Annotated in this window: 23 protein-coding genes; 10 read left to right on the plus strand and 13 right to left on the minus strand. The window is 68.5% G+C overall.

The annotated features are described in order from the left end of the window. Positions 1-150: 150 nt before the first annotated feature. The 3 genes from ACLJRM_RS36435 to ACLJRM_RS36445 form a co-directional block, all read right to left on the minus strand. On the minus strand, positions 151-1317 hold the full coding sequence (locus ACLJRM_RS36435) for an ATP-binding protein (protein WP_101610848.1): 1167 nt from the start codon (positions 1315-1317) through the stop codon (positions 151-153). Beyond that, entirely contained in the window at positions 1314-1973 is a 660-nt protein-coding gene (locus tag ACLJRM_RS36440; RefSeq protein WP_101610847.1) for a response regulator transcription factor, read from the minus strand. The genes ACLJRM_RS36435 and ACLJRM_RS36440 overlap by 4 nt, the downstream gene beginning before the upstream one ends. Before the next feature lie 134 nt (positions 1974-2107). Continuing rightward, positions 2108-3913 carry an alpha-L-fucosidase gene (locus ACLJRM_RS36445; RefSeq protein WP_410665660.1) on the minus strand — a complete coding sequence of 602 codons (1806 nt, stop codon included), beginning with the start codon at positions 3911-3913 and terminating at the stop codon, positions 2108-2110. A gap of 230 nt (positions 3914-4143) precedes the next feature. Between ACLJRM_RS36445 and ACLJRM_RS36450 the strand changes: the two genes are divergently transcribed. The 5 genes from ACLJRM_RS36450 (at position 4144) to ACLJRM_RS36470 (ending at position 8990) form a co-directional block, all read left to right on the plus strand. Next, the gene (locus ACLJRM_RS36450) at positions 4144-4701 is read left to right on the plus strand and encodes a hypothetical protein (RefSeq protein WP_101610845.1); all 558 of its coding nucleotides are present in this window, start codon (positions 4144-4146) and stop codon (positions 4699-4701) included. Further along, positions 4698-5798: a peptidoglycan-binding protein gene (locus tag ACLJRM_RS36455; RefSeq protein WP_410665661.1), complete on the plus strand. Its 1101-nt coding sequence runs from the start codon at positions 4698-4700 to the stop codon at positions 5796-5798. The genes ACLJRM_RS36450 and ACLJRM_RS36455 overlap by 4 nt, the downstream gene beginning before the upstream one ends. Continuing rightward, entirely contained in the window at positions 5795-6481 is a 687-nt protein-coding gene (locus ACLJRM_RS36460; RefSeq protein WP_101610843.1) for an ABC transporter ATP-binding protein, read from the plus strand. The genes ACLJRM_RS36455 and ACLJRM_RS36460 overlap by 4 nt, the downstream gene beginning before the upstream one ends. Further along, on the plus strand, positions 6478-7698 hold the full coding sequence (locus ACLJRM_RS36465) for an ABC transporter permease (protein ID WP_410665662.1): 1221 nt from the start codon (positions 6478-6480) through the stop codon (positions 7696-7698). Before ACLJRM_RS36460 ends, ACLJRM_RS36465 begins: the two co-directional genes overlap by 4 nt. Before the next feature lie 92 nt (positions 7699-7790). Then, entirely contained in the window at positions 7791-8990 is a 1200-nt protein-coding gene (locus tag ACLJRM_RS36470) for a glycosyltransferase 87 family protein (RefSeq protein ID WP_410665663.1), read from the plus strand. A 1-nt stretch (position 8991) separates the two neighbouring features. On the opposite strand, the gene serC is transcribed toward ACLJRM_RS36470, so the two are convergent. After that, complete coding sequence (gene serC / locus ACLJRM_RS36475) at positions 8992-10119, minus strand: phosphoserine transaminase (protein WP_410600213.1); 1128 nt, start codon at positions 10117-10119, stop codon at positions 8992-8994. Between the two features lie 115 nt (positions 10120-10234). Here serC and ACLJRM_RS36480 point away from each other — a divergent pair, with 115 nt between their 5' ends. Then, positions 10235-10552, plus strand: a complete 318-nt coding sequence (locus tag ACLJRM_RS36480; protein ID WP_101610839.1) for a hypothetical protein — start codon at positions 10235-10237, stop codon at positions 10550-10552. Positions 10553-10744: 192 nt separating this feature from the next. Here the strand turns inward: ACLJRM_RS36480 and ACLJRM_RS36485 are convergent, their stop codons facing one another. The 8 genes from ACLJRM_RS36485 to ACLJRM_RS36520 all read right to left on the minus strand — a co-directional run bounded on the left by ACLJRM_RS36485 (position 10745) and on the right by ACLJRM_RS36520 (position 17979). Then, on the minus strand, positions 10745-12091 hold the full coding sequence (locus ACLJRM_RS36485; RefSeq protein ID WP_410665664.1) for a serine hydrolase domain-containing protein: 1347 nt from the start codon (positions 12089-12091) through the stop codon (positions 10745-10747). A 14-nt stretch (positions 12092-12105) separates the two neighbouring features. Further along, positions 12106-12726: a response regulator gene (locus ACLJRM_RS36490; RefSeq protein ID WP_101610838.1), complete on the minus strand. Its 621-nt coding sequence runs from the start codon at positions 12724-12726 to the stop codon at positions 12106-12108. Continuing rightward, on the minus strand, positions 12723-13877 hold the full coding sequence (locus ACLJRM_RS36495) for a sensor histidine kinase (protein ID WP_410665665.1): 1155 nt from the start codon (positions 13875-13877) through the stop codon (positions 12723-12725). The genes ACLJRM_RS36490 and ACLJRM_RS36495 overlap by 4 nt, the downstream gene beginning before the upstream one ends. Then, positions 13874-14698, minus strand: a complete 825-nt coding sequence (locus ACLJRM_RS36500; RefSeq protein WP_101610836.1) for an ABC transporter permease — start codon at positions 14696-14698, stop codon at positions 13874-13876. The genes ACLJRM_RS36495 and ACLJRM_RS36500 overlap by 4 nt, the downstream gene beginning before the upstream one ends. Next, positions 14695-15534, minus strand: a complete 840-nt coding sequence (locus tag ACLJRM_RS36505; protein ID WP_410665666.1) for an ABC transporter ATP-binding protein — start codon at positions 15532-15534, stop codon at positions 14695-14697. Before ACLJRM_RS36505 ends, ACLJRM_RS36500 begins: the two co-directional genes overlap by 4 nt. Positions 15535-15618: 84 nt before the next feature. Beyond that, positions 15619-16548, minus strand: a complete 930-nt coding sequence (locus tag ACLJRM_RS36510) for a nucleotidyl transferase AbiEii/AbiGii toxin family protein (protein ID WP_410665667.1) — start codon at positions 16546-16548, stop codon at positions 15619-15621. Positions 16549-16593: 45 nt separating this feature from the next. Further along, on the minus strand, positions 16594-17337 hold the full coding sequence (locus ACLJRM_RS36515) for a type IV toxin-antitoxin system AbiEi family antitoxin domain-containing protein (RefSeq protein ID WP_410665668.1): 744 nt from the start codon (positions 17335-17337) through the stop codon (positions 16594-16596). A 48-nt stretch (positions 17338-17385) separates the two neighbouring features. Next, positions 17386-17979 carry a TetR/AcrR family transcriptional regulator gene (locus ACLJRM_RS36520; protein ID WP_410665669.1) on the minus strand — a complete coding sequence of 198 codons (594 nt, stop codon included), beginning with the start codon at positions 17977-17979 and terminating at the stop codon, positions 17386-17388. A gap of 90 nt (positions 17980-18069) precedes the next feature. Here ACLJRM_RS36520 and ACLJRM_RS36525 point away from each other — a divergent pair, with 90 nt between their 5' ends. Genes ACLJRM_RS36525 through ACLJRM_RS36535 form a run of 3 tightly spaced genes read left to right on the plus strand, consistent with a single transcriptional unit; the run spans position 18070 to position 21926 of the window. Beyond that, complete coding sequence (locus tag ACLJRM_RS36525; protein WP_410665670.1) at positions 18070-19569, plus strand: MFS transporter; 1500 nt, start codon at positions 18070-18072, stop codon at positions 19567-19569. A 51-nt stretch (positions 19570-19620) separates the two neighbouring features. After that, the gene (locus tag ACLJRM_RS36530) at positions 19621-21312 is read left to right on the plus strand and encodes an SDR family oxidoreductase (RefSeq protein WP_101610830.1); all 1692 of its coding nucleotides are present in this window, start codon (positions 19621-19623) and stop codon (positions 21310-21312) included. A 23-nt stretch (positions 21313-21335) separates the two neighbouring features. Further along, on the plus strand, positions 21336-21926 hold the full coding sequence (locus ACLJRM_RS36535) for a TetR/AcrR family transcriptional regulator (protein WP_101610829.1): 591 nt from the start codon (positions 21336-21338) through the stop codon (positions 21924-21926). Positions 21927-21977: 51 nt separating this feature from the next. On the opposite strand, the gene ACLJRM_RS36540 is transcribed toward ACLJRM_RS36535, so the two are convergent. Beyond that, positions 21978-23129 (minus strand): citrate synthase 2, encoded by a 1152-nt coding sequence (locus ACLJRM_RS36540; protein WP_410665671.1) that lies wholly within the window; start codon positions 23127-23129, stop codon positions 21978-21980. 292 nt (positions 23130-23421) lie between these two features. On the opposite strand from ACLJRM_RS36540, the gene ACLJRM_RS36545 reads away from it, so the two are divergent. After that, positions 23422-23724, plus strand: a complete 303-nt coding sequence (locus ACLJRM_RS36545; protein WP_101610827.1) for an urease subunit gamma — start codon at positions 23422-23424, stop codon at positions 23722-23724. Positions 23725-23732 lie beyond the last annotated feature (8 nt).

The raw sequence follows: 23732 nt of genomic DNA on the forward strand, positions 1-23732 counted from the left end.
CTAGTACGGCGCGTCGCCTTGACGTGCGAGGCGCGCCGATGTCATGTGTCCTGCTCACTATTTTGTTCATGGCAGCAAGTGCATTCTGCTGGAGCAATCCGTGGCTCGCAGAGTGACGCGCCGGACACGCACCGTCACGATCGGGGGAATCTAAGGCAGCCGCACCCGGACGACCAGTCCGCCGCCCCGGCCGCCGGGTTCCGCGCCCGCGGTCCCGGCGTGCGCGGTCGCGATGGACCGGACGATCGACAGGCCGAGCCCGGCGTTGCGCGAGTCCCCGGTCCGGTCGCCCGAGAGCCGCCGGAACGGCTCGAACAGCGCGGGAACGGCGTCCAGCGGCACCTGCGGGCCGGTGTTGCGCACCACCAGCGCCGGATCGCCGCCGACGTCGACGTGGATCCAGCCGCCCTTGCGGTTGTAGGTGATGGCGTTGTGCACGAGGTTCGTGACCAGCCGTTCCAGGAGTACGGGGTCGCCGGACACCGTCCGCCGCCGCAGCCGCGACTCCACCGTGACGCCCGCTTCCTCGGCCATGGCCGCCGCCGACCGGATCACCGTCGCCGTGACCTCGTCCAGCCGGACGGGGCCGCGTGAGGCCAGGCCGCGATCACTGCGCGCGAGCACGAGCAGGCCTTCGATCATCCGCTCGCTGCGCTCGTTGGTGTAGATCAGGTGTTCGCCGAGTTTCCGGACCTCCGGGCTGACGTCGGGATCGGCCATCGCCACCTCGACCAGCGTGCGCTGCACCGCGAGCGGGGTCCGCAGTTCGTGGGAGGCGTTGGCGACGAAGCGTTTCTGGCTGTCGAACGACACGGCGAGCCGGTCGAGCATGCCGTCGAAGGTGTCCGCGAGTTCCTTGAGTTCGTCGTCGGGGCCGTCGAGGTCGATCCGCCGGTCGAGGTTCTCGGCCTCGAGTTTCCGCGCGGTCGAGGTGATCGCGTGCAGCGGCCTCAGCACGCGGCTCGCCATCATCCAGCCGAACAGCACCGCGAGCGCGCCCGCGATCGCCAGCGCCACCAGGGATTGCCAAAGCAGCGTCGAAAGAACGTCCGAGCGGTACTCGGTGATCGAGGTCGCGACCAGTTGCGTGGCCTGGGCGCGCTCGACGGGCATGATGGTCGCCTCGTCCAGCGGATACGTCTGGGCGCGCTGGAGGGAGATCCCCGCGGCACTGTCGTTCGCGAACGCAGCCGTGTCCGGCAGGGACGAACTGACCAGCAGGTAGTTGACGATCAGCAGGGCGAGCCCGACGACCAGGAACGCCCCACCGTAGAGCGCGGTCAGCTTGGTGCGCAGGGAAAGCCGGAGCGGTTTCATGACCCGAACCGGTAACCGGCGCCGGGCACGGTCTCGATCACCGGCGGATCGCCGAGTTTGCGCCGCAACGTCATCATCGCCACCCGGACGGCGTTCGTGAACGGGTCGGCGTGCTCGTCCCACGCCTTCTCCAGCAGTTCCTCCGCGCTGACCACGGCCCCTTCGGCGCGCATGAGCACCTCCAGTACCGCGAATTCCTTGGGGGACAAGGGAAGGAACCGGCCGTCGCGGGACGCCTGGTGCCGGGGCAGGTCGAGGACGACGCCGCCGCGTTCCAGCACCGGCGGCAGCGCCGGCCGCGCGCGCCGCGACAGCGCCTGCACCCGCGCGACGAGTTCGGCGAACGCGAACGGTTTCGTCAGGTAGTCGTCGGCGCCCAGCCCCAGCCCGGCGACCCGGTCGTTGACGTCGGCGGCGGCCGTCAGCATCAGGACCCGCGCCTCGCCGCCCGTCTTGAGGACAGCGGCGCAGACCTCGTCGCCGTGCACGACGGGAAGGTCCCTGTCGAGCACGACGACGTCGTAGCCGTGCACCCCCACCCGGTCCAGGGCCTGTTCGCCGTCGTAGCAGACGTCGACGGCCATGGAGAACCGTCGCAGGCCCTCGGCGATCGTGTCCGCCAGGAGCCGCTCGTCTTCCACTACCAGCACTCTCACCAGGTCAGTCTGCCCCGGGAGGGGGTAAGCGCGGGATAAGCGTGGATCAGCCGGGTGGGGGCTGAAGGGGACTTTCCCCGCATGTGATGTGGGGAAAGCGCCCTTCGCCGCGTGAGATGCGGGGAAAGTCCCCTTCAGCCAACCGGGTGCAACTGCCGCGCCGGGATCACCTGCTGGGGAGTGTTCGGGCTGGACCACAGCAGCTTCATCGACGCCTCCCCACCTCGTTCGGTGTGGTCGAGCCGGATCGCGTACGACTTCCCGGCGACCAGGTCCAGGGTCGCTTTGTCGACACTCGGGCCGTGCGGGGTGGTGTTGTCGATGAGGAGTTTCCCGTCGACCCACAGCCGCACCGTGTCGTCCGAAACCGTGGTGAACGTGTATTTCCCGGTGTCCCGCGCGGTGACCTGGCCGCTCCATCGCGACGAGAAGGCCTCCGCCGGGATCTTCGCGTCGGGCGAGCCGGTGAACTTCCAGTTGTGGTTCACGCCCGGCTCGACGCGGCGCACCGTCGGTGTCCCGGTGAAGTCCGCGTTCGGCCAGTACTCGGCGGTCAGGCCCGTCCCGCGTCCGGCGGGTGCCTGCGGCAGCGGGTCGACATTCAGCTCGATGACGGTCGCGACGTCGTTCGTCTTGCCGCCCGATGGCGTGAGTTTCACGCTTCCGGACGACTGCTCCACGCGGACGCGCTGCCCGCTGCCGAGCACCCGCGCATCACGAACCCGGAAGGGCGCCAACGCGTCGAGCGTCAGCGAACCGCCCGAAGCGGGCCAGTCGAACACGGACGCGTAAAGCTTGTTGCCGCGCCTGCTGACCACGCCCCATTGAGGTTCCGCGACGAGCCCTGGCGCGCCCGCGCCGTAAACGGCCGAGGACTGCTTGTTCGTCCGTAGCCAGTGACCCATCTGCTTCAGCCGGTCGACGGATTCCTGCGGGACGCGGCCGGTGCGATCGGGTCCGACGTTGAGCAGGAAGTTGCCGCTGCGGCCGGCGATCGACAGCAGTTTCCTGGTCAGATCCGCCGCGGACTTCCAGTTGTGGTCCCAATCGGTGTATCCCCAGCTGCCGTTGAGGGTCATGCACGACTCCCAGAGCTGGCCGTCGACAGGCTTGTCCGGGATCTCCTGTTCGGGGGTGCCGGTGTCACCGTCGACCACCCGCCGTTTGCCGACGCGGTTGTTGATCGCGATGGACGGATCGAGGCTCCGGACGTAGGCCTCGAGTTCCTCACCGTCCTTTTCGGACCAGGGGTTGTTCGGCCGGTCGGTGCTCCATTCGCCGTCGAACCACAGCACCGCCGGGTGGTAGTCGTCGACGAGTTCCTTGAGCTGGGCGTACATCCGCTCCTTGTACTTCGGGAACGTCGCGGGATCCGGGAAGTCGGGATCGTGCCAATCCCAGATCGAGTAGTAGAAGCCGAGTTTGACGTCGCGTGCGGCCGTCGCGCGCTTCAGTTCGGCGAGGATGTCCCGCTTCTTGTCGAACGACGAATGATCGCGAAGGTTGAACTTGTTGACCTTCGTCGGCCACATCGCGTAACCCTCGTGGTGCTTCGACGTGATCACCACGTATTTCTGCCCGGCGTCCTTCGCCGTCTGCGCGATGGCGTTCGCGTCGAAACCGGACGGGTCGAACTTCGCGGCCATCTGCTCGTACTCGGCGCGCGGGATCTGGCAGTTCCGCTGGATCCATTCCGCGTCCTGGCAAACGCTTCCATCAGGGCGCTGGTACTTCCCCTGCAACTGGGAGTACGCGCCGAAGTGGATGAACTGGCCGAAGCGGTCGTCGCGCCACCAGCGTGTCCGGTCGGCGGTGAAGGGGTCGTCGTAGGCGTGGTCGGACGGGAGTGGCGCGGCCTGCGTGACGGCGGGTGAGACGCCGAGCGCGGTGGTCGCGATGACGAGGGCCGCCAGGGCCCTGAGTGGCTTGCGGCGATTCATGCACTCCTCCTCGCTGAGGTGTGGACGTCGAGGACTCTAAGAAGCCAGAGATCCGATGTGAACCTCCGAAAGGCTCGTCAGGTCACCAGTTCACCCGTAAAGACGGTAGATACATCCGATCTTTGTGTCGCTGAGTGGGACTGTAAGCGCCGCATAAGCGACTTCGCTTACCGCGCCGGAATCGCCGTTTCCGTAGAAATCGGTTCGCCAAGACGACCGAAGGAGCAGCGATGCGGAAACGACCGATGGCGGTACTGATCGCCGGAGCGGTCCTCACGCTGGTGTCCGGCTGCGGTGGTGGCGGGGACGGCGGCGACAAGGTCGCCTCGATCTCGTCGCCGCCCGCCGCCGGTGCCGGCGACGGGAAACAGGCCGACAACGTGTCCGATGAGGACAAGAGGCGCAACTTCGCGAAATGCATGCGCGAGCACGGGGTCAACATGCCCGACCCCAAGACCGACTCGAACGGCCAGGACACGATCACCCTCGACGCGGGCGACGTCCCGCTCGACGAGAAGAAGATGAAGACCGCGGACGAGGCGTGCCGCAAGCTGCTGCCGAACGGTGGCGAGATCAAGCCTCCGACGCCGGAAGAGCTCGACAAGATGCGCAAGGAAGCCAAGTGCATGCGCGACCACGGCATCGACTTCCCGGATCCGGACCCCGACCCCGGCAAGGGTGGCGCCGCCATCGCGCTGGGTGACGCGGGTGGCGATCCCAAGAAGTTCGAAGACGCGGCGAAGGCCTGCGGTCTCGGCATGAGCATGAGGGTGGCCCCGGCGAAATGAGCGAACACGAAGGACCCGGCGGCGCACGGCGTTCGCGCCGGGCACGCTGGTTCATCATCGCGGCGGTCCTGGTCGTCGTGGTCGGGACGATGTCGGTGGTCGTGCTGACCCGCGTCACGTCGGAGGCCCAGCAGGTCGGGCAGGCGCCGCCTCCGGTGGAGACCGCGAAGGTCGAGAAGACCGACCTGCAGGAGGAAGAAGAGGCGAACGGAACGCTGGGCTACGGCGCGGAAAACGCCCTCGCCGGCCGGAAACAGGGGACCATCACGTCCCTTCCGGACGCGGGTTCGGTGCTCACCCGCGGCAAGGCCGTGTACGGCGTCGACGCCAAACCGGTGCCGTTGTTCCACGGCACGCTGCCGTTCTTCCGTGACCTCGCGGACGGGGCCACGGACGGCCCGGACGTCAAGCAGCTGGAAGAGAACCTGAAGGCGCTCGGTTTCGGCGGTTTCGGCACGCCGGACAAGAAGTTCACCTCGGCCACCGCCGCCGCGATCAAGAAATGGCAGAAGTCGCTGGGAGTGGAGCAGACCGGCACCTTCGGCCAGGGCGACGCCGTCCTCGCGCCCGGCGAGATCCGGGTTTCGCAGGTCGCCGCGCAGCTCGGCGGTCCCGGCGGCGGTGACCTGCTGAAGTACACCGGCACCGAACGTCAGGTCGAGGTCAAACTCGACGCCGCCAAGCAGGCCATCGCCAAGACGGGGGACAAGGTCGGGATCGACATCACCGGCGGCAAGACCGCGACCGGTGTGATCACCGAGGTCGGCAAGGTCGCGGAGACCGGCAAGGACGCCGCCGGGCAGGACGACGGCAAACCGAAGATCAAGGTGAAGATCAAGCTGGACGATCCGGCCGCGGCGGGGTCGCTCGATTCGACGCCGGTCTCGGTGCGGTTCACCAAGGAAGTCCACAGTGGAGTGCTGGCGGTCCCGGTCGGGGCGCTGCTCGCGCTCGCCGAGGGCGGGTACGCCGTCGAGGTCGACGAAGGCGGCAAGCGGCGGCTCATCGCGGTGAAGACCGGCCTGTTCTCCGGCGGCCGCGTCGAAGTCACCGGAACCGGCCTCGCCGCCGGGATGCGGGTGGTGACGACGTCATGACCCCGGTGCTGGCCGTGCGCAACGCCTCGCGCACCTATCCCGGCGGCGTGCGCGCCCTGCACGAAGTCACACTGTCCATTGAGGACAGGGAGATGGTCGCCATCCTCGGGCCGTCCGGTTCGGGGAAGTCGACACTGCTGCAGCTGATGGGCACGCTCGACCGGCCGACCAACGGCGTCATCGAACTGCGCGGGCACGACGTCGCGAAGCTGCCGGACCGCAAGCTTTCCGCGTTGCGGTCGCGGTGGATCGGCTTCGTGTTCCAGCAGTTCTTCCTCAGCGAGGGGGTGAGCGCGGTCGACAACGTCGCGACGGGGCTGCTGTACGCGGGGGTGCCGCGGCGGAAACGGCACGAGCGGGCGCTGGCCGCGCTCGACAGGGTCGGCCTCGCGCACCGGGCCACCCATTTCCCGAACGAGCTCTCCGGCGGGGAGCGGCAGCGGGTGGCGATCGCGCGGGCGGTCGTCAACTCGCCGTCGATCCTGCTGGCCGACGAGCCGACCGGGAACCTCGACACGGGCAACGGCGCGGCGATCCTCAACCTGCTCGCCACGTTGAGTTCGCAGGGGACGACGGTCGTGATCATCACGCACGACCGGGAGATCGCGGCGGGGATCCCGCGGCGGATCGAGCTGCGGGACGGCCGGATCCGGCTCGACACCGGGACGGGGGTGCTGGTGTGAGCGCACCCGTCCTCGACAAGGTGCCGACGCCGAATCCGGCCCGGCTCGGCCCGCGTGACGTGCTGACCCTCGGCGCGCACGGGATGCGGACGCGGCCGATGCGCGCGGTGCTGTCCGCGCTCGGCATCGGGATCGGGATCGCCGCGATGGTGGCGGTGCTCGCGATCCCGGCGTCGGGCGCGAAGGCGTTGCAAGATCAGCTGTCCGCGCTCGGCACCAACCTGCTCTCGGCGGGGCCGGGCAAGACGATGTTCGGCGGCGACGCGACCCTGCCGGACAGCGCGGTGCCGATGGCGAAGCGGATCGCCCCGGTCACGGCGGCGTCCGCGACCGGGAGCACCGGCGGGTCCGTGCGGCGCACGGACAAGATCCCCAAGGACGAGACGTCCGGCCTCGGCGTCTACGCGGCGACGCCGGATCTTCTCGACGTCATCGGCGGGGCCGTCCGCACCGGGCAGTTCCTCCGTGACGCGACCCGTGACTACCCGGTCGCCGTGCTGGGTTCGGTCGCGGCCGCGCGGCTCGGGATCGACCGCATCGACCCGGCCAAACCGCCGCAGGTGTTCATCGGCGGGCAGTGGTTCACCGTGGGCGGGATTCTCGGGCCGACGCCGCTGGCGCCCGAGATCGAGCGCTCGGCGCTGGTCGGCTGGGATGTCGCGAAGCGGCTCCTCGGCTTCAAGGGGCATCCGAGCACGGTGTACGTCCGGGCGAAGGACTCGCAGGTCGAGAACGTCCGCTCGGTGCTCGCGCAGACGATGAACCCGGAGGCGCCGAACGAGGTCGAGGTGCGACGTCCGTCGGAGGCGTTGGAGGCGCAGAAGCTGACCGAGAACACCTACAGCGCCCTGTTCCTCGGGCTCGGCGGGGTGGCGTTGCTGGTCGGTGGTGTCGGGGTGGCGAACACGATGGTGATCTCGGTGCTGGAGCGGCGCCGGGAGATCGGCCTCCGCCGCGCGCTCGGCGCGACGAAACGGCAGGTGAGAGGCCAGTTCTTGGCCGAGTCGGTGCTGTTGTCCGGGCTCGGCGGGATCGCCGGGGTGCTGGTCGGCGTGCTCGTGACGTCCGGGTACGCGCTGAGCCAGGGCTGGCCGGCGGTGCTGCCCGTCGGCGCCCTGCTCGGCGGGGTCGGGGTCTCGGCACTGGTCGGTGCCGTCGCCGGTGCCTATCCGGCGATGCGCGCGGCCCGGCTCCCGCCGACCCAGGCCCTCGCCTGACCCGCGTTTCGTCCTCTGGTTGCGGTAGTCGGTACTCCCCACTACCGCAACCAGAGGACTACTTGCGTGGTGGCGGTGGGTAACCTCGCCGGGTGCTGGTGGGATTGTCGGGGCGGAAACTCGCGGGGGCGCTGATCGCGCTCGAAGTCGTCGTGGTCGCCGTGCTGTTCACCCTCAAGGTGTTCGACGGCCAGGACCTCGAGGTCTACATCGGCGGCGCGCGGCTGCTCCTCGACGCGGGTGACCCGTACGGCACCTGGGTGCAGACGCACGGGGGCTGGCTGCCCTTCACCTACACACCGTTCGCCGCGGCGGTGTTCCTGCCCGGCACCCTGATTTCCGCCGCGCTCGCCACGAGACTGGTCGGGCTCGCGTCGATCATCGCGGGCGGGATCGTCGTCTACCTCTTCGTCGCGACGCTCAACGGTTCGCTCACCGATCGATCCGCGGTGCGGGGCCGCGCCATCGCCGTGCTGGCGGCGATCGGGGCGCAGGCGGCGGGCGGTGTCATGGAGCCTGTCCGTTCGACGCTGGGCTTCGGCCAGATCAACACCCTGCTGATGCTGATGGTCGTCCTCGACGCCCTGCTCCCGGGACGCGCCCGCACGAAGGGGCTGCTGATCGGCGTCGCCGCGGCGATCAAGCTCACCCCGGCCTTCTTCATCCTGTTCTTCTTGTTCCGCAAGGACTTCCGCTCCGCGGCGCGGGTCGTGGCCGGTTTCCTCGGCGCGGGCGCGCTGATGTGGCTGGCCGCGCCCGGCGCGTCGGCGAAGTTCTGGACGAACATCCTCTTCGACACCAGCCGCATCGGCGACAGCGGTTACGTCGGCAACCAGTCGTTGCGCGGGATGCTCGCGCGGTCCGGGCTCGGATCGGCGGAGTCCGTCGTCTGGGTGGCGGCCGCGGTCGTGGTGGTCGCGCTGACCGGGTTCGTGATCGTGCGCCTCGCGGAACCGGTGTTCGCGCTGACCGCCTGCGCGATCGGCGGGCTGCTGGTCTCGCCGGTGTCCTGGACGCATCACTGGATCTGGTGCGTCCCGATCCTCGCGCTGCTCGTCTGGATGCGATCGATCGTTTCGTACGGGCTCGCGGTGGTGACGGTGGCGCTGTTCGTCGTCGCGCCGATGTGGCTGGCGCCGCGGCCCGCCGGGAGCTTCGGCTGGTGGCTGGCGACGGAATCCTTTGTGCTGTACGGCCTTCTGCTGCTGGTGCTGGCCGCGATCTTCCCCAAATACGTGAAGGCCTCCTTCCCTACGCTCAAGGTAGGGAAGGAGGCCTTCACGGAAAGCTAGCTCAGCCCAGGCGCTCGACGACGTACTCGATGCTCTGGGTCAGCTTCGTGATGTCGTCCGGGTCGATGGCCGGGAACAGGCCGACGCGCAGCTGGTTGCGGCCCAGCTTCCGGTACGGCTCGGTGTCGACGATCCCGTTGGCGCGCAGCACCTTCGCCACCGCGGCGGCGTCCACCTCGTCGGCGAAGTCGATGGTGCCGACGACCTGCGAGCGCAGCGACGGGTCGCTGACGAACGGCGTCGTGTACGAGGTCTTCTCGGCCCATTCGTACAGCCGGGTCGACGAGTCGAGGGTGCGCGCGGTGGTCCACTCGAGACCGCCGTTGGAGTTCATCCACTCGATCTGGTCGGCCAGCAGGAACAGCGTCGACACCGCCGGGGTGTTGTACGTCTGGTCCTTGCGGGAGTTGTCGAGCGCGGTGGTCAGCGACAGGAACTCGGGGATCCAGCGGTCGCTCGCGCCGATCTCGCCGATGCGCTCGACGGCTGCGGGGGAGGCCAGTGCGATCCAGAGGCCACCGTCGGCGGCGAAGGACTTCTGGGGCGCGAAGTAGTAGACGTCGAAGTCCTCGGCCTTGACCGGCAGGCCGCCCGCGCCGGAGGTGGCGTCGATGGCGACGAGAGCGCCTTCACTGCCTTCGGGGCGGCGGACCGGCACGGCGACACCGGTCGAAGTCTCGTTGTGCGCCCAGCCGACCAGGTCGGCACCGGCCTGGTAGGCGATCTCGGGTGCGGTGCCCGGGTCGGACTTGACGACGATCGGGTCGGCGAGGAACGGGGCGCCCTTGGTCACCGTGGCGAACTTCGAGGAGAACTCGCCGTAGGTGAAGTGCTGCGAACGTTCCCGCACGAGGCCGAACGCGGCGGCGTCCCAGAATGCGGTCGTCCCGCCGTTGCCGAGGACCACTTCGTAGCCTTCGGGCAGGGAGAACAATTCGGACAGACCCGCACGCACGCGGCCGACGAGGGACTTCACCGGCTTCTGGCGGTGCGAGGTGCCGAGGTAGGTGGCACCGGATTTCGCCAGGTTGGCGAGCTGCTCGTCACGGACCTTGGACGGTCCGCAGCCGAAGCGGCCATCGGCAGGCTTCAGGTCCGCGGGGAGGGTCAACTCAGGTGCGTCGGTCATGTGCCCAGTCTCTCAGGTCGGGATGGGCCTGCTGACAGTTGGTGCCGCGTGTCCGGAATGTGAGATCGGTGGACTGGCTCCCATCGCGGCCGACCGCCGGGTAGCTTCTCGCCTCATGGCGACAGTGCACGAGCGATTCCCCCTGCCCCCCGAGGCGTTGTGGCAGGCCCTCCCGAACGGGGTCACCGCGGTCAAGGGACAGAACCCGTTCTACGACGCGGCCGCCGGCTACGTCACCTTCTCGACCAAGCTCGGCTTCTTCAGCTACGGGCAGACTGTCACCGTGAAGGTCGAGCGGACGTCGGAGGGCTCGGGCCTGGCGATCCAGACGAGCCTGAAGTTCGGCTTCGTCGACTGGGGCGAGGGCAAGCGCATCGCCCGCAAGTTCATCGCGGCCGTCGGCGACACCGTCGGGCACACCCCGGCCGCTTGACGCTGTCGTGAGTGGCGATTCGGGTTAGAACCAAAGGGGTCTTAGGTACCTGCTGATTGTGGCTGGAGGCCTTCACCCCTTCCCCAAGTACATGAAGGCCCCCTTCCTGTACCTAGGCGCAAGGAAGGGGGCCTTCATGTACTGCGGGGGCGAGCCAGGGCTGCGGTGGCCACTCACGACCCGCGGGACCGGTCAGCGCCAGCCGTCGGGGTCGACACCACCCGGGATGGGCGCGGCCGGGTCGAACGGCGTCCGCGAGAAGATGAACGTCGCGAGGTCGAGGTGGTTCGGCTTGCCCGCAGCGTCCCGGCCGACCCGCAGCGTCTCGCCCGCGTAGTACGCGTCGAGGCCGATCCAGGTGTCGTCACCGAGCGGCGCGAACCGCGACGCGCGGCCGGGGCCGTCGGTCGGCGCGAGGGAGAACAGGCCGTCCGGGAGCAGCCGCAGGTGGTACGGCGTCGGGCCCCAGTGCCACAACCCGGTCAGCTCCAGCAGCTTCGGGTCCACAGTGGACGGCTGCCATTCCGCGGGCAGCGACGGCTCGTGGGTCTCGGTCAGCGTGATCAGGTCGAGGCACAGCTGCGTGATGCCGACGCCCGCCGTCGAGTTCGTCAGCACCAGCGCGCCGATGCCGGCGTTCGCATCGATCAGGGAGCAGGCGAGGAAGCCCGGCATCGACCCGGTGTGCCCGGCCAGCCGCCTGCCCTGCGTGCGGACCAGCATGATCCCGAGGCCGAAGCCGGTGGTCCAGGTGTCGCCGTCGTCCACGGTGACCATTTCGCGCATCTCGGCGACGGTCTCTTCGCTCAGCACACCGCCGGTGTTGCCGCCGAGGAACGCCGTCCAGCGGGCGAGGTCGGTGACCGTCGACCACAGCTGCCCGGCGGGCGCCATCGCGCCCGCGTCCGGCGACGGCTCCGGCATGAGGACGTCGGCGAAGGGGTGCACGGCGAAGCCGCTCGCGTGCGCGCCTTCCGGATGCGGCGAGGTCCGGGTCATGCCGAGCGGGCCGAGGATCTCGGCGCGGACGACGTCCAGCCACGACTGCCCGCGGTGGCGGGAGACCAGCTCGCCGAGCACACCGTAACCGACGTTGCTGTAGTGGAACCGGCTGCCCGGCCGCAGCCGCGTCGCGCCGTCCTTGAGGCTTTCGACGAGGGCGGCCCAGTCGGCGCCCACCGTGCGCTCCCACCAGGAACCGGGCGATTCCGCGGTCAGGCCGGAGGTGTGCGAGAGCAGCTGAGCGATGGTGGCCGAGCCGAACGCGGTGCCCGGCAGGTGCATTTCGAGCGGGTCGTTGAGGTCGAGCTTGCCTTCGTCGCGCAGGCGCAGGACGGCGGTCGCGACGAGGGTCTTGGTGATCGAGCCGAGCCGGTACTGCGTGTCGTCGTCCGGTGTCTCGCCATTGACGCGGCCACGCGCCCCTGACCAGGCGATTTCACCATCGCGGACGACAGCGGCGACGAGGGACGGGGCGCGGCACGAGGATTGCTCGTGCGCGAGGCGGCGAAGCAGCGCCGATTCGGTCGTGGCAAGCATGAGATGCATTGTGCCTACCCGAGCAGGCCCAGCCGCATAGCGGTGGTCACGGCGGCCGTCCGGTCCGAAACGTCCAGTTTGCCGAACACGCGCAGCAGGTGCGTCTTGACGGTCGCCTCGCTGATGTGGAGCGCCCGCCCGATGTCGGCGTTCGTGTTCCCCTGCGCCACCAGCCGCAGCACCTCGATCTCTCGCGCCGACAGCGGCGACGCCGTCGGGTTGCGCACCCGGTTCACCAGCTTCCCGGCGACCGAAGGCGCCAAGACCGTCTCGCCGCGTGACGCCGCTCGGATCGCTCCGGCCAGCTCTGTGCGTGAAGCGTCTTTCAACAGGTAGCCGGAGGCGCCCGCTTCGACGGCGCGCAGGATGTCCGCGTCCGTCTCGTAGGTGGTGAGCACGACGACTCGCTGCCCCGGCCGGTCGGCGAGGATCTTCCGGGTCGCGCCGACGCCGTCGAGACCGGGCATCCGCAGATCCATCAGGATCACGTCCGGCTGCTTGACCCGGCTCAGCGCGACGGCCTCGTCGCCGGAACCCGCCTCCCCGATGACGCTCAGATCCGGCTCGGCCTCCAGCATGCCGCGCAGGCCTTCCCGTACCACGGGGTGATCGTCGACCAGCATGATCGTGATCACGCGGGCACCTCCAGTTCCAGCGTCGTCCCCGCACCGGGTTCGCTCGTACACGTCACGATGCCACCGACCTGATCGGCCCGCGCCCGCATCCCCGCCAGGCCGAAGCCGCCGGTGGGTTCGGCGGGGTCGAACCCCGCGCCGTCGTCGGTCACGCCGAGCCGGACCCTTCCCTCCACAACGGACAGCCGGAGGGAAACCCTGGTGGCGCGGGAGTGTTTGCGGATGTTGCTGAGTGCCTCCTGCGCCCCTCGCAGCAGGACGACCTCGGTGGCCATCGGCAGCGCGGGCAGCGGGCCGTCGATCTCGATCGCCGCCTCGATGCCCGCTTCTTCGGTCAGCCGTTCGACCTGCCGCCGCAGGGCCTCCTCCAGGGAGTCGGAGGCGAGCGCGGACGGCCCCTGCGCCGCGACCATCGCCCGCGCCTCGGTCAGGTTCTCCCGCGCCGTCCGCGCCGCCAGTTCCAGGTGGCGCCGGGCCGCTTTCGGATCGGTGTCCATTTCGGACTCGATGGCTTGGGTGAGCGTGACGATGCTGGTGAAGCCCTGCGCGAGCGTGTCGTGGATCTCGCGGGCCATCCGCTCGCGTTCGGCGGCCGTGCCCGCCTCTCGGGAGAGCCGGGAAACCTCCGCCTGACTGGCTTCCAGTTTTTCGATCAGCACGGCCCGGGCCTTGCTCTGTTCGATGATCTGCGTGGTGTAGCGGCCGGCCAGGAGGCTGAAGATGACCAGGATCGCCGTCATCGGCAGCAAGACCGGCTGTTCGTCGATCCCGCCCCGGACGAGCAAGGACAACGGGGTCAGCAGCACCGCCGCCGTGGTGAGGATCGACGCGGTCTTCGTCGGCAACGTCATGTAGAGCAGCGGGCAGACCAGGAACAGGATGAAACTCGAATTGCCCGCGGCGAAGACGGCGCCCACCAGAAGAGCCATCATGGTCGTGACGAACAACCACGGCGTGTACTCGTAGTCCGGCCCGGTGACGAGGCGGCGTCCGCGGACGAGGTAGACCACGCCGATGCCACCGAGGCACAGTACGGCGATGACCTTGTTGACGGTTTCGCCGTCTTCGAAGAGCACCAGGCCCGTCGTCGCGACGTAGGTGATCGAGAAGAGGACTTCCCAGAGCCAGAAGGACCGCTCCCAGGCGTTCACTTGCCTTCGTTCGACCAGCGGAACGTCAGCGTCGCCAGCAGCAGCCCCGCGACGCACCACGCCGTCAGCACCAGTGCCACCATCGGAAGTTCCCATGTCCCCGCCATTTCCTGTGTCGCGGCTTCGGCCGGCAGGAACACCGAGCGGAAGCCCTGGCAGATCCACTTCACCGGGAAGAACGAAGCGATGTCGACCATAACCTTCGGCAGGTTGGTGATCGGCGTGACGAACACCCCGGAGACGAACTGCAGCGCGATGTAGATCAGGTTGGTCACCGCGACCGCGCCACTGACCGTTTTGGTCACCGAACTGAGCGCGATGCCCAGCAGCGTGCAGCTGGTGATGCCGAGCAGGAAGACCCATACCGCGGTCAGCAGCTTCATCGGGTCGGTGGGCATTTCCAGGTCGAACAGCAGGCTGCCGACGATCGACATCAGCACCACCTGGGCGATGCTGGTGAAACCGACCAGGATGATCTTGCCGATGAAGTAGGACGCGGCGGGCATCGGCGTTCCGCGCAGCCGTTTCAGCGCGCCGAGCTCGCGATCGGACGCGAGGTTGATCCCGATGCTGTTGAACGACGTCGAGACGATGCCGGAGCCGATCATGCCCGCCGCCAGCACCTGGCCGGTGGTGATCGCCATGCCGGGCATCGAGGAGTTCAGCATCGAGCCGAGCAGGATCATCAGCAGGGACGGGAAGGCGAAGGTGAAGATCACCTGTTCCCGGATGCGGAAGAACTGACGGAGTTCGGCGGTGCCCCGGAGGAGGCCGAGGGACCAGGTGCCGGGGAGTTTGCCCTGGTGGGTCAGCGTCGTCATCGGGCTTCTCCGATCAGATCGAGGTAGGTCTCTTCGAGGGTGGGCCGGTGCACGGTTAGCTCCGACGGCTCGCGGCCGTTCGCGGACAGCTCGCGGACGAGCTTGGCCGGGTAGTGCGTGCGCTCCTGGTGTGTGCCGTTCTCGTCGGCCCAGCGGACGGTGGCCTCCGCGGTCGCGCGGCCGCCCAGCGTCTGCGGCGTCCCCTCCGCGACGATCGCGCCGCGCGTGATGACCGCGACGCGGTCGGCCAGCGCCTCGGCCTCGTCGAGATAGTGGGTGGTGAGCAGGATCGTGGTGCCTTCGTGGGCGAGACTCCTGATCAGATCCCAGAACTGACGCCGGGCCGCCGGGTCGAAACCGGTGGTGGGCTCGTCCAGGAACACCAGCTCGGGCCGCCCGATGATCCCGAGCGCGACGTCCACACGGCGCCGTTGCCCGCCCGAAAGGCTCTTCACACGGGCGCCCGCCTTCTCGGTCAGGCCGACCTTCTCGATCACTTCGCCGGCGTCACGGGGATTCGGGTAGTAGCGGGCGTAGTGCCGGACGGTCTCGGCGACGGTGAGCTCGGCGGCGTCGTTGGCCGTCTGCAGCACGATCCCCAGCCGCGCCCGCCATGCCCGGCCCGCGGTACCGGGATCCTCGCCGAGGACGTCGACCTCGCCGTCCGTCCGCTTCCGGTGCCCCTCCAGGATCTCGACCGTCGTCGTCTTGCCCGCGCCGTTGGGTCCCAGCAGGGCGAAGACCTCGCCCTGCTCGATGTCGAGGTCGATACCCCCGACGGCCGTGTGGCCCGGATACTCCTTGCGCAGGCCGCGCACTTTCACTGCCGTTCTCATACGTCGATCGTGCTGCGCGGGACGGGCTGCGCGGGACGTCCGCAGGACTGAACCCGGCTGTCAACCGTTCGGTGGACACCGGTGTCACCGCCAGGTTCGTTCCTCGGGGCACCATCGCCCTGCTGGAGGCTCGGCCTGGAGCAGCGGGGTGATGAAGGCGTCCGCGAGAACGTGTACGCCTTTGAGCGTCCGAAGCTCATCGGGGAGTTCACGGACATCTTGAGCGGCCTTGCGGTAGCCACCGGTCCAGGAACGAGGATCCGGCGCCTCGAATCCGTCGGGCACCTCCAGCCTCAGCCCACGTCTCCGGCGGCGGGTGATCTCGTCGTGCAGGATCTCGTGCATCGTCTCGCCCGAAATCGGTGCCTTCAAAGCGAAGAGTGCGAGATCCACGAGATCCTTGTAGCGCGTGGACGGATGCAGCCTGGCCGTGTGGCGCTCGTACAACGCGCAGATCTTCTCCGCGACGTGGTCTTCGATCGGGAACATCCGCACCTTCGGCCTAGAGGTGCACTCACTCGCGAACGGTGGTTTCAGCGGCTCGGTGGTGATGATTCCGCGTGGCGTGAGCCCGGAGGTGACGACGTCGACGGGGACCCGGTACCTGAGGCTCGCGTTCTCGAACATCGCCATGAACACCACCTTGCGGGTCGGGCGTTCGATATGGGTCTGTTCGGAGGTACTGAGGTGGGAGAACCAGATGGCGTCGTCGAGACGGAGCGCGGCAGCCGTCTTGAGCGCTTCGACCGCGGCGGCGGTGGTGTCCTCTGTGGACAAGAGATCGACGTCGGTGGAGTAGCGCGCGGCAGGCCAGCGCGCGAGCAGTGCTTGCCCGCCTTTGAGCACCCAGTTCGAGGCGTCGTCTCCGTGGAACACCCGCGCGATCAGCCGCCGGTGAAAATGCAGCTGGAGCAGTTCGCCGGCCGGGACACCGGTCTTCGACGCGCTGTTCTTCGCCCGGCTCTTCTGGGAGTCGAGATAACCGCGCGGTGTACTCGGACGCTGCGATGGCATGCCCGCCATCGTCGCGTGTCATGGCGAACTCGTTGGAATAGGTTCTCAGGGCTGGATTTCCTGCTCCGCAAGTTCTAGTGCGCGTCCGGTGACCGCGGCGGAGCGAGGAGGAGCGGGGCGGTGGGCGAGTCTCGTGACCGTGGTGCCGACCTTGGCGAGCAGCAGTTCGAGCAACGCTTCGCCGTCGCCGGAACGGCGGAGGCCGTAACGCAAGGCGTAGGGACCGATGTGCTCCGCGAGTACGTCCAAGCGAACCAAGTTCGCTTCCACGGCTTCACGGATGATGGTGGCGACATGACTGCCGTCGAGGTGCTGTTCCAGCAGGTCGCGGATAGTGCGCAGCGCGGTGGTGACGGGGAGCCCGTCGATCGACGTGACATCGTCGGCGGTCAGCGCGGCGGTCCTGAACCGTACGTCCGGGTCTCGGCTGGTGCGGCGGCGTGGTGTCGTCAGGACTATCCGGTCGTTGACGAGTTCGCCGAGCCGATGCAAACGGGCGGCGGACTCGTGAGAGACGACCCCTCCGTCCGGATCGAGAGGCGTTCGCTTCCAAGCGGGCTTGGCGACGTCGAGCATCAGCCAGGCGGCTTGTTCCTCCCGGGCTTCGGCAACGACGGCGATAGTGGCCGCGTAGACGCCGTGACGGATCCGGTCGAGGTGGCCCGCCTGCTCCAGGCGATGCAGCGTGACACCGTCGACGCCGACTTCTTTGGCCTGCCGAGAGGTGACCATGCCCCACTGGGCGCTGGTGAACGCGCCGAGCAACTCAAGCGCGCCACTCGTCTTCATGCAGCATAATTTACACCTATGAGCAGCGATAGTTGCATCTGAATGTAATTATCGCTGCGTCGAGGTCAGCAAAGTACGCACTGCGGTTTCGAGGGAGGGGAGCAGAGCGGCCGGGTCGGCGGAGGTGAGCATCCGGTTCGCGAAGCCGTCCGAGAGGGCGAGCACGGCATTGGCCAGGTCGCGCGCCGCGAGGTCGTCTCGGACGTCACCCGCGGTCTGAGCCTCCTCGAGGTACCGCGTCGTGATCTCCTGCAGTTCGTCGTAGCCGGTGCGGATGAACTCGGCCCAGGACGGCAGGACGGCGGCGCGCGCGGTGAAGGCGTTGATGACGATCACTTCCGCTCGGCGTTGTTCGTCGAGCGGCATCGCCTCGATCAGCAGTCGTATCAGCAGGTCCAGCAGGTTTCCGGACTGATCGAGGGTCTTCCAGCGCTGCTCCAGGAATTCGCTCGTCATGTCGAGGGCGAAGCGGAACAGGTCCTCCTTGGTGGAGAAGTACTTCTGCACCGCGCCTGCGGAAACGCCGGCCTCTGTGGCGACAGAGCGCACGCTGACGGCTTCGACGCCCTCGCGCGCGACGATGCGTAAGAGGGCTCCGGCGATCTCTCGTCGGCGTTCGGTCCGGTCCACGATCTTCGGCACGGCCGTATCTTCCCCTTCGCTGACTCGATCGGCAGCCTTGCCCGTCCGTACTTTTTAGAATACATTCGTATCCGAAACGGGGGTACTGGGGTGGACGAAGTCACGCAAAAGAAGCGGTCGGAAGAGAATCAGCTCGCCGCCGCGCTGACCAAGGGGCCGGCGGAGGTCCTCGACTTCCTCCTGCCGTTGTGGGTGGGGAGTCAGCTCGGCGCGTCGGCCGCCGAGGTCGGGGCGCTGACCGCGCTGGAGACGCTGGTGTCGTTCGTGGTCCGGCCGATCGCGGGCTCGCTCGCGGACAGGTTCGACCGCGGCCGCGTCGCCGCCGCCGGGGCAGTCCTCTATGGACTGTCCTTTGTGGTCTACGCCGTGACGCCGGGAATCGGGGTCGCCTATCTGGCCGCGGTTCTCGGCGGCGCGGGCGGCGCGCTGTTCTGGGTCGCGTTACGGGCCCGCGTGGGGGAAGGGCTCGCGAGGGACGATTCCGCGTTCAGCAGGCTGTTCGCGGCCGAAGGTGGCGGCACGTGGATCGCGTTCGTGGTCGCGCTGACCGCGATCGCCTGGATCGACTACCGGGGCGTGTTCTGGCTCGGCGCGGCGGCCTGCGTGGTGGCCGCGGTGGTCCTGCTGAACGCGAAATCCGCGCCGGTCCGGGCGGAAGGCGCGCCGCGGCTTCTGCAACTGGGCAAACGGATGCGCCCGATGCTCGCGCTCGTCGCGTTGACCGCGATGGCCGAGGCCGGGGTCGCTCTCCTGCTCCTGATGCATCTGCAACGCGGGCATCAGCTGCAGCTCGGGGAGATCGCGGCCGTCTTCATCCCCGGGTTCATCGTGTACAGCATCCTGCCGGACTACCTGCACGGCTTCGTCCGCAAGATCGGCCGGACGCGGGTGCTCGCGCTGGCGATGGTCGCGAGTGCGCTCTTCGCCGCCGGGCTGTCCTTCGCGCCGAGCCCGGCGGTGCTCGCGGTCATGTGGATCCTGTCCGCGGCGGCGTTCGCGGCGGCCATCCCGGTGGAGCAGGCGGTGGTCGCCGAGGCGGCCGGGCTGAGCCTCGGCCGGGCGATGGGGATCTACGAGAGCGCGACGCTACTCGGAGCGACGATCGGGACGTTCCTGGCGGGTCAGCTCTACGGCTCGGACGCGGGCTGGCGCGTCGCCTGCTTCGGAGCGGCGGTGCTCCTGCTCTTCGGATCGTTCGTGGTTCGTGGCGCCGTCCGGCGTGTCGGAGTTGCAGAGTTTCCCGTGGAACCAGCGAAAACGGTGTCACAGAAGGAAGAACCGGCGCTCCGCATGATCGAGGAGGCATCGCAAGAGTCCGAACCGGTGAAGGCCGATACGAACAAGCGCGCGAATCCGATCCGGAACTGGGCGGTCCACGCCGCCGTCTACGTCCTCGCGCAGGCGGCGCTGGCGATGGCCGGATACAGCTGGCCCGTCGAAGCGTTGTTCGGCGGCCCGCACGACGCCGGCTGGTTCTGGAACTCGAGTGGTCACTGGCTGTTGAACCTCGGCCGGATCTGGACCTTCGTCTTCGTGATCGACACCGTATGGACGGCGGGTCGCGCGCTCCTGAAAAAGCGGCCTTATTGACATGTTGTCTAACATGACACTATGTCTTACAAGCGGGTGTCTGATACGTGGGTGACGGCCAGCGACGGTGTCCGCCTCTCGGTCCGGGTGACCGGTGTCGACGACGCGCCCACGGTGGTGCTCGTCCACGGTTATCCGGACAACGGCTCCATGTGGGACGGCGTCGCCGCCCTGCTGGAACGCCGTTTCCGGGTCGTCGTCTACGACGTCCGCGGCGCGGGCCGTTCGGACAAGCCTTCGGGACGCAAGTCCTACAAGCTGGACCAGCTGTCCGATGACCTCGCCGCGGTCGTCGACGAGGTCCAGCCCGAGGGCAAGGTCCACCTGCTCGCCCACGACTGGGGCTCCATCCAGACCTGGCATTCCGTCACCGGCGACAGGCTGCGCGGACGGCTCGCGTCGTTCACGTCGATCTCCGGACCGAGCCTCGATCACGCCGGTGCGTGGTTCCGCGCGCAGATGCGCCCGAATCCGAGGCGACTCAAGAACGCGCTCGCGCAGGGCACGCACTCGACGTACATCCTCGGCTTCCAGCTTCCCTTGATCCCGCAACTGCTGTGGCGCACCGGCGCGATGGGCGCGCTCATCGGCCGCATGGACCCGGCAGCGGCCGCACCCTCCACTTCGGACGGCCTCTACGGGCTCAACCTCTACCGCGCCAACATGTTCACGCGTCTCTCCCGGCCGAAGCCGCGTAACGCCGAGATCCCGGTGCAGGTGCTCGCGCCCACCGGCGACAAGTTCGTCACCACGCCGCTGCAGACCGAGATCGAGCGCTGGGCGCCGGATCTGCGCGTCCGCCGGATCGCCGGCACGCACTGGGTGGTCCGCGAAAAGCCGCAGGTGATCGCGACCGCCACCGCCGAGCTGATCGACCACGTCGAAGGCGGCGAGGAAAGCCGCGCGCTCAAGCAAGCCCGAGAGGGTGGTTTCGCGCACAAGCTCGTCGTGGTCACCGGCGCGGGCAGCGGGATCGGCCGCGCGACGGCGCTCGCGTTCGCGGACAAGGGCGCCGACCTCGTCATCACCGACATCAACGGCTCGGCGGCCGCGGACACCGCGAAACTCCTGCGGGACAAGGGTGTCACCGTCGGGGAGTACACAGTGGACTCCTCCGACGCCGAAGCGGTCGAGAAGTTCGCCCAGCAGGTCAAGGAGGAGTTCGGCGTCCCGGACATCGTCGTGAACAACGCGGGGATCGGCCTGTCGGGCCCGTTTCTCGACACGACAGTCAAGGACTGGGAACGCCTCATCGACGTGAACCTGTGGGGCGTCATCCACGGTTGCCGCGTCTTCGCCGAGCAGATGCGGGACCGGGCCGAAGGCGGCCAGATCGTCAACGTCGCCTCGGCCGCCGCGTACCTGCCGTCGAAGATCCTTTCCGCCTACGCCACCACGAAATCCGCCGTGCTGACGCTGAGCGTGTGCCTGCGTGCCGAACTCGCCGCCGAGAACATCGGCGTCACCGCGATCTGCCCCGGCATCGTGAACACCAACATCACCAGCACCACGCGGTTCGTCGGCGTCGACGACGTCGAGCAGAAGCGGCGCCAGAAGTCGAGCAGCAAGCTGTACGCGAAACGCGGCTTCGGCCCGGAGAAGGTCGCGCGGGACATCCTGCGCGCCGTCGAGAAGGACAAGGCGATCCAGCCGTCGACCCCGGAGGCCAAGGCCGCGCTCGTCCTCTCCCGGCTCACCCCCGGACTGCTGCGGGCCGCGGCGAAGCTGGACATCACCCCGTGACATCCGCCAGACGGCCTCGCCGGATGTCGCCCCAGGCGCGCCGCGAGGACCTGATCCGCGCCGCGCTGGACCTGTTCGGCTCGCGCGCGCCCGAACTCGTCACGGTCGACGACATCATCGCCCGCGCCGAGGTCTCGAGGCCGTTGTTCTACCGGTACTTCTCGAGTCTGAGGGAACTGCAGGTCGAGGCGCTGAAGACGGTCACCGAAGGGCTCATCGACGGCCTGGCCGGGCTCGAGGAAGGCCCGCCCGAAACGCGGCTGCGGGCCGCCGTCCGCGGGCTGATCGACGTCGCCGACCACTACCGGGCGGGCTACGTCGCCCTGTTGCGCAGCGGTTCGGTGATCGCGACCTCGGAGACGGACGCGGCGATCGACGAGGTCCGCAACCGCGCCGTCGAGCTCATCCTCGACGCGCTGGTGGTGCCGGAGCCCTCGCCCATGCTCATGCTGACTTTGCGGTGCTGGACCGCTGTCGTCGAGGGCGCCCTGCTGAGCTGGCTGCAGGAGCGCTCCGTGCCGCGCGAGGTGCTCGACGGCTGGCTGGTCGATCAGCTGACGGCCATGCTCGCCACTACCGCTCGGCACGATTCTTCGGTCCCGCAGACGCTATGAAAGTCCCGTTACTTGCAAAATTTGCAAGTAACGGGACTTTCATTGCACGCGCTAGGCCTGCTTCGCGACCAGGTCCCAGCCTTCGACGTCTTCCGGCTTGCGCGGCTCCGGCCCGACGTACTTGGCCGACGGGCGCACGAGGCGGCCGGTCTTCTTCTGCTCCAGGATGTGGGCGGCCCAGCCGGCGGTGCGGGCCGAGCTGAACATCGCGGGCATCATGTGCGGCGGCACCTGGGCGAAGTCCAGGATCACGGCCGCCCAGAACTCGACGTTGGTCTCGATCGGGTGATCCGGACGCCGCTCGCGCAGCTCCTTCAGCGCCACCTGCTCCAGTTCGGCGGCCGCCTCGTAGCGTGACGCGCCGAGTTCCTGGCAGGTGCGGCGCAGCACGCGCGCCCGCGGGTCTTCCGCGCGGTACACGCGGTGCCCGAAGCCCATCATCCGTTCCTTGCGGTCCAGGATGCCCTTGACCAGGCCGGCGGCGTCGCCGGTCTTCTCGACCTCTTCGATCATCGGCAGCACCCGCGCCGGCGCGCCGCCGTGCAGCGGGCCGGACATGGCGCCGATCGCGCCGGACAGGGCCGCGGCGACGTCGGCACCGGTCGAGGCGATGACGCGGGCGGTGAAGGTCGAGGCGTTGAGACCGTGCTCGGCGGCCGAGACCCAGTAGGCGTCGATGGCCTTGACGTGGGCCGGGTCGGGCTCACCGCGCCAGCGGACCATGAACCGCTCGGTGATCGACTTCGCCTCGTCGACCCGGGTCTGCGGGACGGCGGGCTGCCCGATGCCGCGAGCGGACTGGGCGACGTAGGAAAGCGCCATCACCGAAGCGCGGGCCAGCTGGTCGCGGGCTTCTTCGTCGGTGATGTCGAGCAGCGGCCGGTAGCCCCAGATGGGGGCGAGCATGGCCAGCGCGGCCTGGACGTCGACCCGGACGTCGCCGGTGTGCACCGGCAGCGGGAACGGTTCGGCGGGCGGTAGCCCGTGGCCGAACCGGCTGTCGACGAGAAGACCCCAAACGTCACCGAAGGTCACCTTGCCGGCGAGATCCTCGATGTCGACACCGCGATAGCGCAGCGCGCCACCGTCACGGTCGGGCTCGGCGATTTCGGTCCGGAAGGCGACAACGCCTTCGAGGCCCGGTCGGAAACCGTCGTCGACCTGGTCGGACGGCTGATTGGTGCTGATCGTGGAGGCACTCACTGTGGTGAAACCTTTCGATGCGCATTCCCCGGCTTTGTGTTTCACGCGTGGACGGGATACACGCAGCGAAGGCGCGCCTCATCGCACGGATGGACAAACCTTGCTCCACGTAGGGGCCAGGGGCAATCGAAAGATGTGGTGGTTTCGGTCACGATTACGAGAACGATTCAGTGAAAACGGCCGTCGTACGCGAAGAGTTACGGCGACGTTCACTTTGCGTGTACCGGGCGCCGAGGTAAATCCTGTGTTTCGAGAACCGGCGCAGGACGGTTTCCGGTGATAGACCTTTCTCATGCACCTGAGCCCCCAGGAGCGGGACAAACTGCTCATCCACGTCGCGGCGGACGTAGCGCGCAAACGCCTGGAACGCGGGGTCCTCCTGAACTACCCCGAGGCGGTGGCACTGATCACCGACCACGTTCTCGAAGGCGCCAGGGACGGCCGGACGGTGAGCGAACTCGTCGCCGGCGGCCGGTCGGTGCTCTCCCGGGCGCAAGTGCTGGACGGCGTGCCGGAAATGGTCGATTCCGTCCAGGTCGAAGCCACTTTCCCCGACGGTACGAAGCTCGTCACCGTGCACGACCCGATCGTCTAGAAGGGGGA

It is taken from the genome of Amycolatopsis sp. lyj-84 (genome assembly GCF_046549075.1).
In the GTDB taxonomy this organism is placed as follows: Bacteria; Actinomycetota; Actinomycetes; order Mycobacteriales; family Pseudonocardiaceae; genus Amycolatopsis.

Coding starts and splice junctions, on each gene's coding strand:
- ACLJRM_RS36455 (WP_410665661.1), top strand. CDS start 4,698: ATGAGCGAACACGAAGGACCCGGCGGCGCACGGCGTTCGCGCCGGGCA.
- ACLJRM_RS36535 (WP_101610829.1), top strand. CDS start 21,336: ATGTCGCCCCAGGCGCGCCGCGAGGACCTGATCCGCGCCGCGCTGGAC.
- ACLJRM_RS36505 (WP_410665666.1), bottom strand. CDS start 15,534: ATGAGAACGGCAGTGAAAGTGCGCGGCCTGCGCAAGGAGTATCCGGGC.
- ACLJRM_RS36545 (WP_101610827.1), top strand. CDS start 23,422: ATGCACCTGAGCCCCCAGGAGCGGGACAAACTGCTCATCCACGTCGCG.
- ACLJRM_RS36435 (WP_101610848.1), bottom strand. CDS start 1,317: ATGAAACCGCTCCGGCTTTCCCTGCGCACCAAGCTGACCGCGCTCTAC.
- ACLJRM_RS36450 (WP_101610845.1), top strand. CDS start 4,144: ATGCGGAAACGACCGATGGCGGTACTGATCGCCGGAGCGGTCCTCACG.
- ACLJRM_RS36445 (WP_410665660.1), bottom strand. CDS start 3,913: ATGAATCGCCGCAAGCCACTCAGGGCCCTGGCGGCCCTCGTCATCGCG.
- ACLJRM_RS36510 (WP_410665667.1), bottom strand. CDS start 16,548: ATGCCATCGCAGCGTCCGAGTACACCGCGCGGTTATCTCGACTCCCAG.
- serC (WP_410600213.1), bottom strand. CDS start 10,119: ATGACCGACGCACCTGAGTTGACCCTCCCCGCGGACCTGAAGCCTGCC.
- ACLJRM_RS36515 (WP_410665668.1), bottom strand. CDS start 17,337: ATGAAGACGAGTGGCGCGCTTGAGTTGCTCGGCGCGTTCACCAGCGCC.
- ACLJRM_RS36485 (WP_410665664.1), bottom strand. CDS start 12,091: ATGCTTGCCACGACCGAATCGGCGCTGCTTCGCCGCCTCGCGCACGAG.
- ACLJRM_RS36480 (WP_101610839.1), top strand. CDS start 10,235: ATGGCGACAGTGCACGAGCGATTCCCCCTGCCCCCCGAGGCGTTGTGG.
- ACLJRM_RS36500 (WP_101610836.1), bottom strand. CDS start 14,698: ATGACGACGCTGACCCACCAGGGCAAACTCCCCGGCACCTGGTCCCTC.
- ACLJRM_RS36460 (WP_101610843.1), top strand. CDS start 5,795: ATGACCCCGGTGCTGGCCGTGCGCAACGCCTCGCGCACCTATCCCGGC.